Source organism: Paenibacillus sp. EB106-06-01-XG199 (assembly GCF_058791575.1).
This window is the reverse complement of the sequence record NZ_JBYTDQ010000003.1, coordinates 83,708-100,805: the sequence shown is the minus strand read 5'-3', so window position 1 is coordinate 100,805 and position 17,098 is coordinate 83,708. Positions and strand designations below refer to the sequence as shown.

Below are 17,098 nucleotides of genomic sequence, written 5' to 3'. Positions count from 1 at the left end.
GAAGAGGATGAAAAAGAAATACCGCGCACTATCCATACTGATCATAACCGGTTTGACAGCTTGCGCAATATTTAGTATTACGAATATGAATTCCAAGACACCTGCAATAAAAGATCCGAATAATACAGAGACACCGGGAATTGTCACGTTGAAATTGTTCACAGCCCTTGCTGACCGCAAGAACGGACAGGGGAAAATCGAACAGCAAATCATAGACGCTTATATGAAAGAACATAGAAATGTAAAAATAGAAGTCGAGGCATTGCAGGATGAGCCTTATAAATCCAAAGTTAAAATATACGCTACATCGAATGCTCTTCCGGATATTATTCAATCCTGGGGACAGACCTCGTTTATCAAACCCTTAATTGATGCAGGTTTGTTGGCTGAGCTGAACGAGTCAGATTATATCTCCTACCATTTCGTATCCGGCTCACTCGATGGATTCAAGCAGCATGGTGAATTATACGGGTTACCTAGAAATACCGACTTCTTTGTGATGTACTACAATCAAAAAATATTGGCCGACACCGGTATCCCGGTTCCTGGAACAACACAAGAATGGTTTAAGGCAAGCAAGATGCTAAGAGAGAAAGGCATTAATCCTATCACAACCAATGCTGTTGAAGGCTGGTCACTACCGATCTGGTTCGAGTACATCGCTCAGCGGCATACGGGCGATTTTAGCAAAATGGACGAGGTTCTCGCGGGCAAAGCTACCTTTACAGGCAATGAACAATTTCTTGCAGCAGCTAAAGAATTACAGAGGTTCCAGAAAGAGAAGACACTTGCGGACGGCTTCCTGACTGCCGATTACGGCGCAGCCCGCAACTTGTTTGGACAAGGTAAAGCGGCTTTCTTTTTGATGGGGAGCTGGGAATCCAGTCTTGCTACGGATGAGAATTTCTCGGATGAATTCCGGAGTAATGTTGCAGCTGCACCGTATCCCGCTTCTGATAGAGGCAAGCTGACGGATGTCGCAGCCTGGTTCGGCGGTGGATATTCAATCTCCGCACATTCTAAGAATAAAGGGGAGGCTGTACAATTTTTGAAATACTTCTACGATCCAGAGAATTGGGCGAAGCTTATTTGGCAAAGTGGAGCAGGGATACCCGCTCAAAAATTCGATCAATACCTGACTGGGGCAGAAAATAAGCTGCAAAAAGGACTGGTAGACATCTTTAGCTCCATTTCAACTTCCAGCGGGACCCCGCTCCAGGATCAAGGAAGTAATGAATTTAAAAATAAAGTAATGGAGGCCCATCAATCTTTAATGGATGGAAGATGCACTCCGGCAGAGTTTTTAAAGAAACTTGATGAAGCCGCTAAATGAATCAGTAGCTGGGAGACGACTCACCCGACGACCCAATAGCACGGTTTCCAGTGCAGCCTTATATACTTTTATACGCAGCTCCTCTGGTGACCTGACGATCACATGGGGACCCAAGGACAACATGATTCGGCAAGCTGCTTCTATGACGTTGAACTCAGCTTCGACCTCCAGCCATGCAGAATCAGGAGATTCATCTATGGACAGCAATGTAACAAAGCGTTCCTGCCTTAACGCTTGAAGGGAGGAAGACTTTAGCGTGAATTTGGCTTGATAACTGGGAAGGGCGGATTTGAACGATACTTTAGACAACTCCCAGTAACTCGTCAGCTCAAAATCGTCAGGTCGTGAATAAGCTTCCTCTAATATTTGGGCAGCAACGATTCTCGAAACCCGGTAGGTTCTGAACTGCTCCTCATGCTGCCCGATAACATACCATACCCCCCGTTTCGCCACCAAGCCCAGCAGTCCAATGATTCTGTTCTTTATTTCCCCATTTCGCAGATAAGAAATACTTACCTTCCGGTCTTCCCAAAGAGCTGCCTGTAAGGTTGAAAGAAAAGGGAAGCTTTCCTCGGATGAAAGCCATCCTTCACTGTCTATATGAATACGCTGGTTAAAATAGTTGGCGGAAGGGGATTTATTCCCTGAGGCAGCAGCCTCCAGCTTGCGCGATGCAATCGTGAAATCTTCATGAATACCAAGATCCTTCAAGATTGCCGAATCGGCAGAGAGCAGGAGAGCGCCTATTTCGTTGGGCTTCATTCCAGTTAAGGAAGTGCGGTAGCCTTCGGTGAGCATCCAGCCGCCTTCCCGGCCTCGTTCAGCCAGCACAGGTATTCCAGAGGCACTGAGCGCCTCCATATCACGAAATATTGTCCGCTCGGACACCTCCAAGGTGCTGGCCAGCTCACGGGAGGTGACTTTGCCGCGGTTCTGCAGCAGAAGCAATATAGATAATAAACGGTCTGCTCTCATACGTCCTCCTCATAGGGGGTATCCCCCTAATTTAACTCTTTTTTCATTTTATCATATATATATGTCAGTTGATGTCATATATAGAGTTTATGATGAGTATAGCAAGCAGAAGAACCAATGATACTAAGATCAACAATGAAGAGAGGAGCGGTAGTATGACAAATTTGCAAGGGAAAGTGGCACTGGTTACCGGAGGAAGCAGGGGGGCCGGCAGGGGAATAGCTTTGGAACTGGCAAAAGCAGGTGCGTATGTGTATATCACAGGCAGAAGCACAGGGCTTTCGCACGAAGAAAGGCGTAAAGGGACGATCGACAGTGTTCTCGATGAAATCAAGGCGGTTGGAGGGCAGGGTGAAGCGATCCGCTGTGACCATACCCGGGATAGCGAAACGGAAGAAGCCATCCGGCGGATAGCGTCGGAGCAGGGCAGGCTGGATATCCTGGTCAACAATGTATGGGGCGGTAATGAGCTGTCCATCGAGAGCAAACCCTTCTGGGAGCTGCCTCTGGAACATTGGAGCCATATGTTCGATGCGGGAGTCAGAGCGCAGCTGATGACCAACTATTACGCGATTCCGCTAATGCGCAGCAACCGGCAGAGCGGTGGTATTATTATTCATACAACGTATTGGGACCACTACAAATACATTGACAACTTCTATTATGATCTGGCTAAAAATGCGCTGGTGCGCATGGCCTATGGATTGTCGGTAGAACTTGCGGCAGACGGTATAGCCGTGATCCCGTTGTCGCCCGGCTGGATGCGGACTGAACTGGTGCTGGAGAGCCTCAATACAGATGAAGAGCATTGGCAGGAGGTGCCTGAACTGCAAACCAGTGAGTCCACAGCCTATATCGGGCGGGCCGTGGTTCAGCTGGCTGCAGATCCAGAGGTAATGACCATAACGGGAATCCCGCAGCAGGTAGGCAGCCTTGCGGTACAATACGGATTCACTGATGCTGACGGGCGGGTCGTCCCGGTATTCAAAGTTCCGGAATAAACCGGAATAAACAAAAATCGCTCTTTTGAAATGGCTGCAGGATGCCTCCATTTTCGAAAGAGCGATTTTTTTTGCTAATACTCAGAACTTTAATGATACGAAATGGCTTCTATAGCAGAACGACTTCTTCGGCAGTGTTGATTTCCGGCAAGCCAGCCAGCTTCACAAGCACATGCTGCGGCACCTCTTTATCCACTGTCAGAAGCATGATAGCTGCACCACCGACAATTTTACGTCCCACCTGCATCGAAGCGATGTTGACATCGTTTTGTCCGAGCAGAGTGCCGACGAGACCGATAATCCCCGGCTTGTCGTTGTGGGAGATTACAATTTGATGGCCTTCCGGAGCGATATCAACCGGGAATTTATTGACCTGGACAATGCGTTCGCCGTAGCCCTGGAGCAATGTTCCGGCTACCAGGCGTTCTTCATCCGGTTCGGCCTTCAGCGTAACGGTGATAAGATTAGTGAAGCCCTTAGTCTTGGAAGCCTTTGTCACGACAACATTCACATCACGCGTTTTGGCCAGATGCATGGAGTTGACGATGTTGACATCACTGCCGAAGTGGCGGGTGAACACGCCTTTTACAATATATCGGGTAAGCGGCTGTGTATCCACATCCGAGAGATCCCCGGCATATTCAACATGAATTTCACGAATAGCGCCGTCCGTCAGCTGTGTTGCAAAGCTGCCAAGCTTCTCACCCAGTGTGAAGTAAGGCTGAAGCTTATTCATTACGCTTGGCGCAACCGGAGGAATGTTTACAGCGTTAATGAACGGCTCGTTGCGCAGAATATGCAGCACCTGCTCCGATACATCGATGGCTACATTCTCCTGGGCTTCTACGGTCGAAGCACCCAGATGCGGAGTCACGATGATTTTTGGATGGGAAAGGAACGGGTGATCCGCTTGTGGCGGCTCTTGTTCGAATACGTCAAATGCTGCTCCGGCGACGATGCCGCTGTCGATGGCTTCAACCAATGCCATTTCGTCGATTACGCCGCCGCGGGCACAGTTGATGATGCGCATGCCTTTTTTCATCACTTCGAACTGCGGGCGGGAAATCATATGGCGGGTTTCGGGTGTCAGTGGTGTGTGCACGGTCATGAAATCAGCGCCGCGGACAATCTCATCAACGGAGGCCAGTTTCACTTCGAGCTTCTCCGCACGGTCCGGAGTCAGGAACGGATCAAAGGCGAGAATGTTCATGCCGAAGGCTTTGGCCCGTTTGGCCACCTCGCTGCCGATCCGTCCCATGCCGAGAACACCCAGTGTTTTGCCGCGTAGTTCTACGCCAAGGAATGTCTTTCTATCCCATACGCCGGAAATCGTTTTGGCATAGGCTTGGGGAATATGCCGGGCGAGTGCCATCATCATGGCAAAAGCATGCTCACAGGTCGTAATCGTGTTTCCGTCCGGCGCATTGATGACCACAACGCCATGCTGCGTTGCCGCCTCCAGTTTAATATTGTCAACACCTACACCTGCGCGGCCAATGACCTTCAGGTTTGTGCCTGCGGCAATAATTTTCTCGGTAACAGTGGTTTGGCTGCGTACGAGCAGGCCGTCATATTCGCCGATGATTGCAATAAGCTCTTCTTCACTAAGTCCAGTCTTCTTGTCTACAGTCACGTCGTTTGCGTCCATCAATTGCTGAATGCCCAAATCACTGATTGGATCCGATACTAATACTTTAAACATGGTTTCTTGTCCCCCTTAAAGTGATAAAGCTTAATATGCCAAGGATGCCCTGATAAGGCAATCCACAGTACCTGAAGCATCAAAACGGGTGAAAAGCATGTCAGAATAACAAAGTAACGCGCTGTCGCATAAAAGAAAGAGAGTGTAGGAGGACAGTCTCCTGCCAATTTTGGGCCTTTTAGGCCAAAAGACGGATTCCGGGTAACAAAAAAACTCCCAACCCCATACTACTGCCGTAGTAAGGGACGAGAGTTGTCGTGGTACCACCCTAATTCACTGCAACATTGAAGAAGCAGCCTCATTGGCCTGCAAAGGCCACACTGGTAACGGAGATGATCCGATTGCATCTACTTATAGTTCGATACAATATCTCAGGAGCGCTAAAGATATCTGTATGCCACCGGTTTGCACCACCCACCGGCTCTCTGAAGGCTTCCAGCATCCTTGTTCCATCATCGGTTTTACTTGATTAATTTTTTCATAATGTAACATGGTGGCACCAAAAGTGTCAATAGGCTTATTACAACCTGCCTGCCTTGAAGTAGGCTTCATTTTTCGTTATGATGCAATATACTAGACTTATTCATAGAAAAACGGAAGCTGCGGCATCGTTTCTTTGCCATAATATTGTTCCCGCCACTTCATGAAGTCCTGCTCCTGTATGGCTCCGGTAGAAATAAGCAGTGTAACTGAGGATTGGACATCCTGTAGCTTCAGGGAGCTGGCCATGCCGGAGTAGATCATGTCGTCTATTTTGGCCGTAATATCCTGTGGATCATAGCCGGCGTAAATTCCCCGGTTCAGCATCATTTCGGCGATAGAAGCATTTTTAAGCAGGAGCGGCATCTTCTTCCATTGGATGAAGGACAGCGTCTTCAGTTCACTGGGTACCGCCGGGATTTTGCTGTTGGTTTTGGAACCCCACTTCAGCATGGAATCATAGAAATCCTTCTGGGCAAGCAGCCCGAATTGCATGGCATTTGCCGTGAAGTTATCGTTCTTCAGCGCTTTGGCTGTTTCTGTACCTGATGATCCAGCAGACACCTTGTTGGAGGCCTGGGAGAAGAGCGTCAGGCTCTTAAGTATGTTAAGCTGGGATTGATACAGGAGTGGCGAACCATTGAAGATGGAATCCTGGTTAACCTTCTCATATTGCTTGTCCGCCAGAATACTGAGATTTTTCAGTGTAGCCGCGTTCTCACGGGCATCCGTGCTGCGTGATAAACTGTCTACCTCGTTGTTCCAATTCCGCTTGAATTCACGATACGGCAAAAATACGTTATGATAGAAGGTAACAAGATCCTGCTGCTGGTAAGATCCGGAGAATTCCTCCGATGCGCCGTCAGCTTCAATCAGGTGGGAATATTTAGCTTCTGTCTTGTCTGCACCTACTTTCACTCCCGTAAAGAAAGCGGCGAAAGCGCATATCAGGAAAAATACAAAACCTAGCGTGTATAACATTTGAGTGCGGGAGGTACGACTGTTCATAATTAGTGCTCCTTCTTCTATGGAAATTATCTTATGTAAAAACAATATAGAACAGGCAGGTTACAATGAAAAAATTCAAATTAGGTGACATAAAGATTAAAAAAGCCGATCCTCAAGCGTTAACCGACAAGCTGCTGCTGATCAATCTCTACATTACACAGGGCCTTACCTTATTTATCGGTTTGATATGGATATTATTGCAGAAAAGAAATCCGTTTGACATATTAAATTTTCCTAACGGTGTAAATTTTGTGTACTGGGGCCTTGGTTTGGCAGGAATTATGCTGATTGTGGATTTTATTCTGACTTATATTGTACCAGAAGAAAGCATGGATGACGGAGGAATTAACCAGTTGTTGTTCGGCAACCGCCCTTTGTGGCATATTGTTGTTATTGCAGCGGTTGTTTCAGTTTGCGAGGAACTTCTGTTCCGCGGTGCCATTCAGCATGGACTGGGTCCCTACTGGACGAGCATTCTTTTTGCAGTTATTCATGTGCGTTATCTGCGGCACTGGATTCCGACCGGGTGGGTATTCCTCAGCAGCTACGGCCTTGGTTATATATACATCCATTCCGGAACGATTTGGGCACCGATTTTATGTCATTTCTTCATCGACCTGTTCTCAGGTCTGGTGATTCGCTACAGGAGGGTATCATGAGTGACGACTTAAGCCGGGTGAAATCCCGCCAGAAAAAATATAAAGGCGAAGGCCAGGCTCCGGTCAAAGGTAAAAATAGAAAGCAAGCTGCGGTATCTCCCCCCCATGAGTCGGAAGCGCCTGCTCTTGTGCCTGGTACGCTGTCAAGGAAGGCCCGGCATTCCAGCACCGCAGCTAGAACCTCTGTGAAGCATGATAGAGCAGACCAGGAGGGGGAGGATACGCCTTCCCGTGCGCAGTCTTACCCTTCGGAACGTATCCGCCTGAGTAAAATCTTCGTCAACTCGTTGATTGTAATGTTTGTCATGCTGCTCGCTTCGCTCTTTTGGTGGGGATTTGAAGGAGCTCCTGAATTGAGGACTCTATGGTAACCGGCTGGGTAATAATTATTATGGCGGCCCTGCTCCTGTTGCTGGGCGTAGTAGCTGCAATTATGGTAGTTTCGGCATTTAAAAAGAACATTATTGCCGAGGAAATATCTCTCGGTTCACTTCCAGCGGCATTTGACGGTTACCGGATTCTGTTTATCACAGATATTCATCGCCGCCGGTTACCCAAAAAGCTGCTCGACCCCTTACATGGAAAAGTGGATGCTGTTTTTCTGGGAGGTGACCTGACGGAGAAGGGGAGTCCCATAAACCGTCTCGTTGATAATATGGCGCTTGTGGCTTCACTTGCACCTGTGTATGCCGTTCACGGTAACCATGATTACCGGGCAAATATTTCGCTGGTAGACAATATTATCCGCGGCAGCGGGGCCAGCCTGCTGATTGATGAGAATATAACCCTTGAACGGGGAAATGAATGTCTGCTGCTGACCGGTGTGGATTTCCCGAAGAAAGGCGGCAAAAAAGCGTATGCCCCTCTGGCTCCGGTCCCTGAATCACTCTCTTCATGCTGCCGGATTATTCTAGTTCATGATCCGCTTTGGGTGTCCCAGCAGCCCAGCTTGCCCGCAGATCTCATTCTGGCCGGTCATACGCATGGTGGACAGGTGGTTCTGCCATTGATCAGGCAGAGGCATACAGATTTGTTCTATCAACAATATAATGCCGGAATGTACCGGCTTGAGCGGCAGGACAGCTCGGGAGCAATCGTCCAAATGCTAATCAGCCGCGGCTTCGGCACCGCTCATCTCCCGCTGCGCTGGAGCAGTCCGGCAGAAATGCATGTACTGACCCTGCGCAAAGTGCAGGAACCGCTTGAGCAATTTGGCTAAGAGAGCGGATTAGCGGCGCTGGATCGGGTTATGTATACAGATAAACAAGAGGTATCCTCCGCAACATGCGCTGGATACCTCTTGTTTATTGTGTTCTATTAGAACTGAGCTGCAGCAATGCTCAGCGCATCTTCAGCTCAATGCTGCGCGGATCTACGAAGCTGTAACCCTTGGCTTCCAGCTTCGTAAGCAGCGTATCCAATGCTTCCACGGTCCAGGGAAGCTCATGCATCAGGATGTTGCTTCCGGAATGAAGCTGGTCGGTTACATTCGTAATCAGCTTCTCCGTTTTATTGGCATCCTTTTCTTTCATTTCCCAGTCAAGTGATCCTACGGACCAGGTCATATAGAGAAGTCCGTTCTCTTCCGCCACCTTCTTGCCGACATCGCCGCCTGCTCCATGCGGGGGACGGAAGAAATGCGGGGTTTCGCCTACAACTTCTTTGACTATCTTCTGCACATCCTCGATCTGTTTCTTCACCTCTGTATAGGGTTCGTCCTTCAGCTTGATATGATCCCAGCTGTGATTGCCTATAATTCCGCCCCGGCTATGGATAAGCTCAAGCAGCTCGGGATGTTCTTTGACGCGGTAGCCGTTCACGAAGAAGACCGCTTTAGCCTTGTGTTTATCCAAGGTATCCATCAGCGGATTGATCATTTCCGCTTCCTTCGGGCCATCATCGAAGGTCAGCAGGATGACTTTCTTGTTGGTGCCTTCTTCATTCGGAACAATGTCGTAATTTTTGTTCATATGGTACAGAAGCGGGATTTCAGCAGGATTTGTCTCTCCGCTCGCAGTCCATCCAGTGTTTGAAGAGCCGGCTGGTGTCGCCTGAGGTGAGGCGCTTGCCTCCGCAGCATCATTCCCCTGAGAGGCTTGTGCCGTAGCTGATGGCGATGCTGTTTCAGTTGCCGCCGCTGTCGGCTGAGCATTGTTGTTCACTGTCTTGCCGTTGTTGTCGCCGTTGCTGCAGGATGCCAGCAAAATGGCGGCCAGCAGCAGTGCTGATGTCGCTTTAACCACTTTTTTCATCTCGCTTTCTTGTAACTTTGCTGTATGAGTCGGAATCTTTTCGCGAACACTAAGCATGATTTTACCATACAAGGAGGTTAGAGATATGAATACTTCGTCATTTTTATGCGGAGTGGTGATGGGTGCAGCCGCCAGTATGATTATGTCCAAAAAACGCAGCGCCATGATGTCCTCGCTCGGATCAAGCGGTTCGATGCAAGGAGCCGGTGAAAAAGCGAAGGACAAAATTCTGGGCATGGCCATGACCGGATTCGGAAACACCGCAGCCGGCGCCAGCTCCCAGGACAAAGGCTCGCATGAGCCGAAGAGCAGTGCCGATCACAAGGGGGAGTCCACGGTTAAATCCAAGGAAGCCAACCTCAATATGCTGAAGGATTTCATCCGCAGCAACCCTGATGTTAAGCATGAAGTAGAGCAGATTCTCAAAGAAACACATACAGCGATACCGGGTTTGTAACCGCAAAGCAAAGCGTTAGAATCATTTTGGGGAGGATTCCATCCGCAAAATGATTCTTTTTTTATCAATAAACCGCAACAATTGGGTGATTAAATATATTTATTTACGTGCATTTATGGCAGCAAAATGATAACATACATACATAGTAACCATTTTTGGCTCATTACTCGGGACTCATCATACATTAATATCAAATGAGCTTGCAAAAGGAGGATCCTGTCATGAGAATAGAGCGATTAAGTCAAGATAAGATACGGATTTTCCTCACTTTTGACGACCTGAGCGAGCGGGGCATCCAGAAGGAAGATATGTGGCAGGAAGTTCCCAAGGTGCATGACCTTTTTACGGAAATGATGGATCAAGCGTATAGTGAACTTGGTTTTGACGCTACCGGTCCGCTTGCCGTAGAAGTGTTCGCAATGCCCGCGCAAGGTATGGTCGTTATTGTGACCCGGGGGAAATATGATCACCATCAGTACGGTGCGCCCGGTGAAGAAGAATTGCCTGAAGAGATCTATGAAATGGAAGTTACTCTTGAACAAAGCGACTCCATTGTGTATGCATTCCGCGATTTTGAGGTTCTGGTTGAAGCGGCACATGTACTCATCGGCAATATTACTTCCCAGGGGAAACTGTATTCTTATAACAATAAATGGTATCTTTACTTCGATCCGAAGGAATTTGAGGAGCCGGCATTGTCTGGACTTGTTGCCGTATTGGCAGAGTTTGGCGATTCTTCGCCGGTTACCGAGGCCGTACTGGATGAATACGGAAAGACGGTTATGGCCGAAAATGCGATCCAATTGTTGTGCACTCACTTTAAGCGCCAGGAATAACAAATTGAGGAACGGCAGGACAGCGGATGCTTTCTGCCTTCCTTCGACCATTGGAAGATAATGCAGGAGAAATGGGTATAGTTTCAGGGGAGGTTATTCGGTGCTTTGGTTATCGGTGATTTCGTCGGCAGTGGCACCGGGACTTGCCCTGCTGACTTTTTTCTATCTGAAAGACAAGTACGATCAGGAACCGCTGCATATGGTGGTCAAGGTGTTTTTGCTTGGACTGCTGATTGTTTTTCCGGTAATGATCATTCAGAGAGGTCTTACGCTTGGGCTGGACAGTGGACCTTATGTCGATTCTTTTCTGATTTCCTCCGGGGTGGAGGAAGGGTTGAAGTGGTTTGTGCTGTACCATATGATTTACAACCATACCGAATTTGACGAGCCATATGATGGAATACTATACGCCGTGGCGATTTCGCTCGGTTTTGCAACAATAGAAAATGTAATGTACGCCTGGTACAGTCAAGCTTCAATAGGTTCAATGATTATGCGTGCGCTGCTTCCGGTGTCGGGACATGCAATGTTCGGGGTCATTATGGGCTACCACATGGGCAGGGCCAAGTTCTCGAAACCGGGCAAAGGCAGAGGAATATTGCTGGTCTCTCTGCTGCTGCCTTGGCTGTGGCATGGAATCTATGATTTTATCCTGAGCACGTCGCCCAATTACTGGATTTGGTATATCGTACCTTTGATGGCCGTACTGTGGTATGGAGGAATGGGCAAGGTGGCGCGGGCCAACAACCGTTCGCCGTTTCGTTTTCTGAAGCGGGAGGAAGAGGTTAACCTGTAATAGAGATGGACACACTTAAACTTGAAGGGTAGTTCCCGTATGCAAGGAATTCCAGAGAGGAGCGAGGTGTCTTTTTTTTGCGCGTAAAAGTTCGGATTGTCTGTAAGCAGTGCGGCGAGAGCTACATATTAAGAGGAAACAAGGAAGAGGGAATCATCCAGACCGGCTTCAAGCAATGTCTGTGCAACAGCAGCAGCGGATTTCAGATCGAGGAATGTGGCTAAAATGCTGCTTGGAAGTATTCTCTTGATATTATCAGCCTGCCCGGTGCATAAGACTTCTCAGTTATTGTCAAACTAACGGCAATAAGCTACCGAAAGGAGTCTTGCAGCCCTATGTACAAAAGATTAAGTGCCATAATGTTCCCGCTTACCGCGCTTTTGCTGATTGGCGCACTGGTGTGGGGGTATCAGGAGAACCAGGAGAAAAATTCGATTCTGATTAAAGCGGAGAACCAGTATCAACGGGCTTTTCATGATCTCTCCTATCATGTGGAGCGGCTTCATGGAGAGCTGGGAAATACACTTGCCGTCAATTCAGCCTCTAACGGTGTGCACCGCAAAGGACTTGTCAATGTATGGCGGCTTACCAGCGAGGCGCAGAATGAGATCAACCAGCTGCCGCTTACGCTGCTGCCGTTTAGCCAAACGGAGGAGTTCCTCTCCAAGATCTCTAATTTCTCTTACAAAGCGGCTGTCCGCGATTTCACCAAGAAGCCGCTGACTGAGGCTGAGATGGGGAATTTAAAGGCGCTCTATAAGAATTCGGGTGAAATCTCCAAGGATCTGCAGGAGGTACAGAACAAGGTCATCAGCAATAAACTGCGTTGGATGGATGTCGAGTCAGCTCTTGCTACAGAAGAAAAGGCGGAAGACAATACAATTATTGATGGCTTCAAAACGGTAGACAAGCGTGTGGCGGCCTACCCTGAGCTGGACTGGGGCCCCTCTGTTGCCAGTATTTATGACAAGCGTTCTGTCAAGAAGCTCGGGGGTAAACCTGTCACAGCAGAGGATATCAAAGCCAAGGCTGTAAAGTTTGCCGATAGTGGTGCTAATACCAAGGTGGATGTTAGGGAAAATGGTAAAGGAACCGAATGGGCTTCCTATACAGCTACCTTGACATCTCCGAATCACAAAGCTCCCATCAGTATGGATTTCACGGTGGAGGGCGGAATGCTGATTTCGTACAATGACAATCGCGAGGTTGGACCAGCCAAGGTTTCCATGAAGCAGGCTGTTGCCAAGGCCGGGGAGTTTCTGAAGCAGAAGGGCTATGCCGGCATGACGGCAGTCAGCGCTGACAGATATGATAATTTGGGGAATTTAACTTTTGTAAGCAGCAAAGACGGTGTATTGATCTATCCAGAGAAAATGACGCTGCGCGTCGGGCTGGATACCGGAGAAACCGTTGGTTTTCAAGCCAGCGATTATGTCCGTGAGCATCAGGAGAAACGTGAAATTCCAAAACCTGAGCTGTCCCTCGCCAAGGCCAGAGAGAAGCTGAATCCGGAATTCAAGGAGCTGTACAACCGGATGGCCTGGATCGAGAATGAGGATGCCGTCGAACTGCTGACCTATGAATTTGGCGGCAAAATCAACGGTTCACAGTATCGGATATACCTCAATGCGGCGGATGGAAATGAAGAAGCGGTCGAAGAGATTCGCACCTCTTCGGGAGCTCAGGATAAATAAATGAAGCCTGACTGCACAGGATAGTGGAGGGAGAGGCGGTTCCTTTGGGGGATGCCGCCTCTTTTTTTTCTTTCTGTTGTGCAATAATATTTCTAACCGGAGGACAAACGGCCATGCTATAATCATGAAGAATTAATTACTAACTCTGTGGCGGTGACATGATTGTATCCCAAAATTAACGAATATCTATACATACAGATTGCTTCCAGCGATGCGGCTGAAGCAGAACTAGAATATAGATCCAGAATTGCAGATATGGAAGATGAGGCCCTGCTGATTGAAATTCCAATGCAGGCCAGCAACGGGCGGCTGAAAAAGCTGTTTATAGGGGACGAGCTCTCTGTATATTTTCTTACCGAAGGCGGAATCAAAAATTATTTCAACACGCATGTACTCGGCTTTAAAGAGGATGTTATCCGGATGGTCCGGGTGCGCAAACCGGAAACGGATGCCATCTTCAAAATACAGCGCCGCAGCTTCTTCCGTGTAAATGCCGAGCTTGAACTGGCAGTGAAGGATTCGCTGGGCAGCCGTTTTCTGGTGCGGACCGATGATATCGGAGGAGGCGGAGCTTCTTTTCTCAGTGATCCCAAAGTAAAGGTGGAGGTGGGGGACAAACTGTTCTGTTGGCTGCTGGTCCCTTACCGAAATGGCAGCACCGAGCATGTGAACTTTGAAGGTGAGATTGTGCGGATAAAGCAGCTGGAAAGCGGGCGTAATCTAGTCATGTTAAAGTTTGCCGCCATCACGGATTCCGAGCGTCAAAAAATAATCCGTTACTGCTTCGAACGCCAGTTTGATTTCCGCGACCGTTAATGATAGCCGTCTAAACGCCCGGAAAAGGCATCAAAATAGCCTTTTTTATGCTGAATTAATGCTATGCCATTTTGCACTGAGGTATAAACTGTGGTATAATTTTATAAGTCGCAGGCAATGCCTGCTTTTTTCTTGATAAGATCATCAAGTCCCTAGAGATACGTCGGTGGACGTATTTCTTAATGAAAGCGTGTTTGAGGAGGAATGCCCCGTTGGTTAGGCAGGGGACACATACTTACGACAGAATCAACGTCGCCATCGACGGACCTGCCGGGGCAGGCAAGAGCACTGTAGCCCGATTGGTAGCCCAGAAGTTGTCTTACATTTATGTTGATACGGGTGCAATGTACCGGGCCATTACCTGGGATATGCTCCGCAGAGGCATTCAGCCGGAAGATCATGAATCAGTGGATCAAAGGGTCCGCGATATGGTGATTGAGCTTATCCCGGAGCAGGACATCCAGAAGGTGCTGATCAATGGGGAGGACGTAACCCCGCATATCCGCAGTCTTCAGGTTAGCGGCCAGGTGTCGCAGTATTCGAAGATCGAGGGTGTTAGATCCAGACTCAGTCATTTGCAGCGTCAGATGGCGCTTCGCAAGGGGGTCGTAATGGATGGCCGCGATATCGGTACGACCGTGCTGCCGGATGCCGAAGTGAAGATTTTCATGACGGCAAGTGTGGAGGAACGGGCTCTCCGCCGTTACAAAGAGCTGAAGGACACGGAAACAATAACTCTCCAGCAGCTTGAACGCGATATTGCAGCCCGTGACCGTCTTGATGAAGGACGGGAGATTTCACCGCTGCGCCGTGCAGAAGATGCCATTCTTCTTGACACGACCTTTATGGATATCAGGCAAGCCGTGGAAGCCATTGTCTCCCACTGCAGATCTCATGTTGACGGGGAGAGAAATCATTCATGATTTATGCCATTTGCTGTGGGTTGCTTCGCTTGATTTATGCCATCCTGTTCCCGCTGAAGATTGTCGGGAAAGAGAATGTGCCAAAGGAGGGCGGGGTGCTGCTCTGCGCCAACCACATCAGCCTGCTAGATCCAATGACGATCGGCATTAAGCTGGACCGCCAGGTAAAGTATATGGCCAAAGCAGAGCTGTTCAAGGTTCCTGTGCTAGGCTGGCTCATTAATAAGTTGGGCGCTTTTCCGGTGAAACGCGGCGGCGTAAGCAAAGAATCCATCAAAACGGCCCTTAATACGCTTCGCGGCGGACATGTTATGGGTATCTTTCCGGAAGGGACGCGAAACTCTGATTCCGGTGTGGCTAAGAAGGGCGCAGCGAGTTTTGCGCTTCGCAGCGGTGCAGCAGTTGTTCCAGCCGCTATCGTCGGATCCTACAAGCCCTTTCGCCGAATGACTGTCATTTATGGAGCTCCCATTGACCTTAGTTCGTTCGATGGAAAGGGAAGCGAGTCTCTTGAAGAAGTCACTGATGTAATTATGGGGCGTATCCATGAGATGGCCAAGACCGGCAGGCCCAGTGCAAGATAAACGTTGAATCATGTCGCTTTTTTACGGATACTGAGGAATAACGGCATAACCGCTATTTTTTGGAACATACTAACTTAAAAATGTAAGTGATATTTAGGTAATGCTTGTTTTGAACTCTGCTCTACGCGGGTTTAAATAAATGGGGTTTTGAATCGAGGAGGGTAATCACATGTCTGAAGAAACTAGAAATCAGGAAGCTGCGGCTAATGTTGAGAACAACGAAGCCGTAGAAGCAACAGAAACAGTGGAATCCGCTGTACCCGCTGCAGGTAACGAAGAAGAAGTGACAAGCCAAGAAGGTTTGGAAATCATTTCGTTGAAAAAAGGCGATACCGTGAAAGGAACAATCGTCAAAATCGAAGATAACCAAGCTTATGTAAGCATTGGATATAAATACGACGGCGTTATTCCTATTCGCGAATTGTCTTCCGTCCAACTGGACAATGCTGCAGCAGCAGTAGAAGTTGGACAAGAAGTTGAATGCAAAGTTGTCAGCATCAATGACAACAAGGAAAGCCTGGTTCTCTCCAAACGTGCAATTGACAGCGAGAAATCATGGGAAGATCTGGAGAAATATTTTGCTTCCCAGGAAGCGTTCGATGTTACTGTGGCTGACGTTGTCAAAGGCGGCCTCGTAGCTGATGTCGGCGCGCGCGGATTTATTCCGGCTTCCATGGTTGAACGTCACTTTGTAGAAGATTTCAGCGACTACAAAGGCCGCACTCTACGCGTGAAAGTGAAAGAACTGGACCGTGAGAACAGCAAGGTTATTCTTTCCGCCAAAGAAGTGCTGGAAGAAGAATTCGAAGCCAACAAATTGAAGATTATGGCTGAGCTGTCCGAAGGACAAATCATCGAAGGTACTGTGCAACGTCTGACACAATTCGGCGCATTTGTTGATGTGGGCGGCGTTGACGGATTGGTTCACGTATCCGAAATCGCTTGGAACCATGTCGAAAAACCTTCCGATGTTGTTTCCGAAGGCGACAAGGTTCGTGTAAAAGTGCTTAAGGTTGATCCTGAAAAGGGCAAAATCAGCCTCAGCATCAAAGCTGCTGCTCCAGGTCCTTGGGATTCTGCAGCTGGTAAAATCAACATTGGCGATGTAGTTACAGGCGAAGTAAAACGCCTTGTAAACTTCGGCGCGTTTGTTGAACTGCTTCCAGGCGTGGAAGGCCTTGTGCATATCTCGCAAATCTCCCACAAGCACATCGGTACTCCGCATGAAGTGCTCAAAGAAGGACAAGAAGTACAAGTGAAAGTGCTTGACTTCAATCCATCCGAGAAACGCGTCAGCCTGAGCATCAAAGAAACCGAAGAAGCTCCGGCTCCTACAGCAAGACCGGAACGCAGCAACAGCAGAGACAGAGCTCCTAAAGAAGTGCTGAACAATCCTAACGTATCGCTCAGCAACGAAGGACTCAGCTTCACGCTTGCTGAACGCTTCGGCGACAAGCTGGACAAATTCAAGGGTAACAACTAATCCTTTAGATTGTCATACCGGGTAAAGTAATCGGCGAGCCCTCGATAAGAGGGTTCGCCGATTGTGTTTTTACAGGCATGTAAGTCCAAAAGGTACAAG

At 48.4% G+C, this 17,098-nt stretch carries 18 protein-coding genes and 1 other annotated feature; of the genes, 14 read left to right on the top strand and 4 right to left on the bottom strand.

Annotated features, from left to right (window positions below):
- The first annotated feature begins 7 nt into the window (after positions 1 to 7).
- Positions 8 to 1,333, top strand: coding sequence for an ABC transporter substrate-binding protein (locus tag AC3WT9_RS11290; RefSeq protein ID WP_492407590.1), 1,326 nt, complete (start codon positions 8 to 10; stop codon positions 1,331 to 1,333).
- Here AC3WT9_RS11290 and AC3WT9_RS11285 read toward each other — a convergent pair.
- Entirely contained in the window at positions 1,304 to 2,308 is a 1,005-nt protein-coding gene (locus AC3WT9_RS11285) for a helix-turn-helix transcriptional regulator (protein WP_342480212.1), read from the bottom strand. The two genes, AC3WT9_RS11290 and AC3WT9_RS11285, sit on opposite strands and share 30 nt — an antisense overlap.
- Before the next feature lie 155 nt (positions 2,309 to 2,463).
- On the opposite strand from AC3WT9_RS11285, the gene AC3WT9_RS11280 reads away from it, so the two are divergent.
- Positions 2,464 to 3,309 carry an SDR family NAD(P)-dependent oxidoreductase gene (locus AC3WT9_RS11280; protein WP_341094567.1) on the top strand — a complete coding sequence of 282 codons (846 nt, stop codon included), beginning with the start codon at positions 2,464 to 2,466 and terminating at the stop codon, positions 3,307 to 3,309.
- A gap of 109 nt (positions 3,310 to 3,418) precedes the next feature.
- Here the strand turns inward: AC3WT9_RS11280 and serA are convergent, their stop codons facing one another.
- Entirely contained in the window at positions 3,419 to 5,011 is a 1,593-nt protein-coding gene (gene serA / locus AC3WT9_RS11275) for a phosphoglycerate dehydrogenase (protein ID WP_341094566.1), read from the bottom strand.
- Positions 5,012 to 5,249: 238 nt separating this feature from the next.
- Positions 5,250 to 5,476, bottom strand: a binding site (T-box leader).
- Positions 5,477 to 5,590: 114 nt separating this feature from the next.
- Positions 5,591 to 6,499, bottom strand: coding sequence for a hypothetical protein (locus AC3WT9_RS11270; RefSeq protein ID WP_341094563.1), 909 nt, complete (start codon positions 6,497 to 6,499; stop codon positions 5,591 to 5,593).
- Between the two features lie 65 nt (positions 6,500 to 6,564).
- Between AC3WT9_RS11270 and AC3WT9_RS11265 the strand changes: the two genes are divergently transcribed.
- The 3 genes from AC3WT9_RS11265 to AC3WT9_RS11255 are packed head-to-tail and all read left to right on the top strand — an operon-like array spanning position 6,565 to position 8,377.
- Positions 6,565 to 7,158, top strand: coding sequence for a CPBP family intramembrane glutamic endopeptidase (locus tag AC3WT9_RS11265; RefSeq protein ID WP_341094561.1), 594 nt, complete (start codon positions 6,565 to 6,567; stop codon positions 7,156 to 7,158).
- A complete protein-coding gene (locus AC3WT9_RS11260) occupies positions 7,155 to 7,529 on the top strand; it encodes a hypothetical protein (protein ID WP_341094559.1) in 375 nt (124 codons plus the stop codon). The genes AC3WT9_RS11265 and AC3WT9_RS11260 overlap by 4 nt, the downstream gene beginning before the upstream one ends.
- Entirely contained in the window at positions 7,523 to 8,377 is an 855-nt protein-coding gene (locus AC3WT9_RS11255) for a metallophosphoesterase (RefSeq protein ID WP_341094558.1), read from the top strand. The genes AC3WT9_RS11260 and AC3WT9_RS11255 overlap by 7 nt, the downstream gene beginning before the upstream one ends.
- Before the next feature lie 121 nt (positions 8,378 to 8,498).
- Here the strand turns inward: AC3WT9_RS11255 and AC3WT9_RS11250 are convergent, their stop codons facing one another.
- The gene (locus tag AC3WT9_RS11250; protein ID WP_341094556.1) at positions 8,499 to 9,410 is read right to left on the bottom strand and encodes a polysaccharide deacetylase family protein; all 912 of its coding nucleotides are present in this window, start codon (positions 9,408 to 9,410) and stop codon (positions 8,499 to 8,501) included.
- A gap of 85 nt (positions 9,411 to 9,495) precedes the next feature.
- Between AC3WT9_RS11250 and AC3WT9_RS11245 the strand changes: the two genes are divergently transcribed.
- The 9 genes from AC3WT9_RS11245 to rpsA all read left to right on the top strand — a co-directional run bounded on the left by AC3WT9_RS11245 (position 9,496) and on the right by rpsA (position 16,999).
- Positions 9,496 to 9,867, top strand: coding sequence for a hypothetical protein (locus AC3WT9_RS11245; RefSeq protein WP_341094554.1), 372 nt, complete (start codon positions 9,496 to 9,498; stop codon positions 9,865 to 9,867).
- 221 nt (positions 9,868 to 10,088) lie between these two features.
- Positions 10,089 to 10,703 carry a genetic competence negative regulator gene (locus AC3WT9_RS11240; protein ID WP_038594550.1) on the top strand — a complete coding sequence of 205 codons (615 nt, stop codon included), beginning with the start codon at positions 10,089 to 10,091 and terminating at the stop codon, positions 10,701 to 10,703.
- Positions 10,704 to 10,803: 100 nt separating this feature from the next.
- Positions 10,804 to 11,499: a glutamic-type intramembrane protease PrsW gene (gene prsW, locus AC3WT9_RS11235; protein WP_038594548.1), complete on the top strand. Its 696-nt coding sequence runs from the start codon at positions 10,804 to 10,806 to the stop codon at positions 11,497 to 11,499.
- Between the two features lie 77 nt (positions 11,500 to 11,576).
- Complete coding sequence (locus tag AC3WT9_RS11230; RefSeq protein WP_341094552.1) at positions 11,577 to 11,723, top strand: hypothetical protein; 147 nt, start codon at positions 11,577 to 11,579, stop codon at positions 11,721 to 11,723.
- A gap of 111 nt (positions 11,724 to 11,834) precedes the next feature.
- Positions 11,835 to 13,193 carry a germination protein YpeB gene (gene ypeB, locus AC3WT9_RS11225; RefSeq protein WP_341094551.1) on the top strand — a complete coding sequence of 453 codons (1,359 nt, stop codon included), beginning with the start codon at positions 11,835 to 11,837 and terminating at the stop codon, positions 13,191 to 13,193.
- Positions 13,194 to 13,355: 162 nt separating this feature from the next.
- Positions 13,356 to 14,009, top strand: coding sequence for a flagellar brake protein (locus AC3WT9_RS11220; RefSeq protein WP_341094549.1), 654 nt, complete (start codon positions 13,356 to 13,358; stop codon positions 14,007 to 14,009).
- 212 nt (positions 14,010 to 14,221) lie between these two features.
- A complete protein-coding gene (gene cmk, locus AC3WT9_RS11215) occupies positions 14,222 to 14,932 on the top strand; it encodes a (d)CMP kinase (RefSeq protein ID WP_341094547.1) in 711 nt (236 codons plus the stop codon).
- Complete coding sequence (locus AC3WT9_RS11210) at positions 14,929 to 15,516, top strand: lysophospholipid acyltransferase family protein (RefSeq protein ID WP_341094544.1); 588 nt, start codon at positions 14,929 to 14,931, stop codon at positions 15,514 to 15,516. The genes cmk and AC3WT9_RS11210 overlap by 4 nt, the downstream gene beginning before the upstream one ends.
- Before the next feature lie 169 nt (positions 15,517 to 15,685).
- Positions 15,686 to 16,999, top strand: coding sequence for a 30S ribosomal protein S1 (gene rpsA, locus AC3WT9_RS11205; protein ID WP_341094542.1), 1,314 nt, complete (start codon positions 15,686 to 15,688; stop codon positions 16,997 to 16,999).
- Positions 17,000 to 17,098: the final 99 nt, after the last annotated feature.

Coding starts and splice junctions, on each gene's coding strand:
- AC3WT9_RS11290 (WP_492407590.1), top strand. CDS start 8: ATGAAAAAGAAATACCGCGCACTATCCATACTGATCATAACCGGTTTG.
- AC3WT9_RS11285 (WP_342480212.1), bottom strand. CDS start 2,308: ATGAGAGCAGACCGTTTATTATCTATATTGCTTCTGCTGCAGAACCGC.
- AC3WT9_RS11280 (WP_341094567.1), top strand. CDS start 2,464: ATGACAAATTTGCAAGGGAAAGTGGCACTGGTTACCGGAGGAAGCAGG.
- serA (WP_341094566.1), bottom strand. CDS start 5,011: ATGTTTAAAGTATTAGTATCGGATCCAATCAGTGATTTGGGCATTCAG.
- AC3WT9_RS11270 (WP_341094563.1), bottom strand. CDS start 6,499: ATGAACAGTCGTACCTCCCGCACTCAAATGTTATACACGCTAGGTTTT.
- AC3WT9_RS11265 (WP_341094561.1), top strand. CDS start 6,565: ATGAAAAAATTCAAATTAGGTGACATAAAGATTAAAAAAGCCGATCCT.
- AC3WT9_RS11260 (WP_341094559.1), top strand. CDS start 7,155: ATGAGTGACGACTTAAGCCGGGTGAAATCCCGCCAGAAAAAATATAAA.
- AC3WT9_RS11255 (WP_341094558.1), top strand. CDS start 7,523: ATGGTAACCGGCTGGGTAATAATTATTATGGCGGCCCTGCTCCTGTTG.
- AC3WT9_RS11250 (WP_341094556.1), bottom strand. CDS start 9,410: ATGAAAAAAGTGGTTAAAGCGACATCAGCACTGCTGCTGGCCGCCATT.
- AC3WT9_RS11245 (WP_341094554.1), top strand. CDS start 9,496: ATGAATACTTCGTCATTTTTATGCGGAGTGGTGATGGGTGCAGCCGCC.
- AC3WT9_RS11240 (WP_038594550.1), top strand. CDS start 10,089: ATGAGAATAGAGCGATTAAGTCAAGATAAGATACGGATTTTCCTCACT.
- ypeB (WP_341094551.1), top strand. CDS start 11,835: ATGTACAAAAGATTAAGTGCCATAATGTTCCCGCTTACCGCGCTTTTG.
- AC3WT9_RS11210 (WP_341094544.1), top strand. CDS start 14,929: ATGATTTATGCCATTTGCTGTGGGTTGCTTCGCTTGATTTATGCCATC.
- rpsA (WP_341094542.1), top strand. CDS start 15,686: ATGTCTGAAGAAACTAGAAATCAGGAAGCTGCGGCTAATGTTGAGAAC.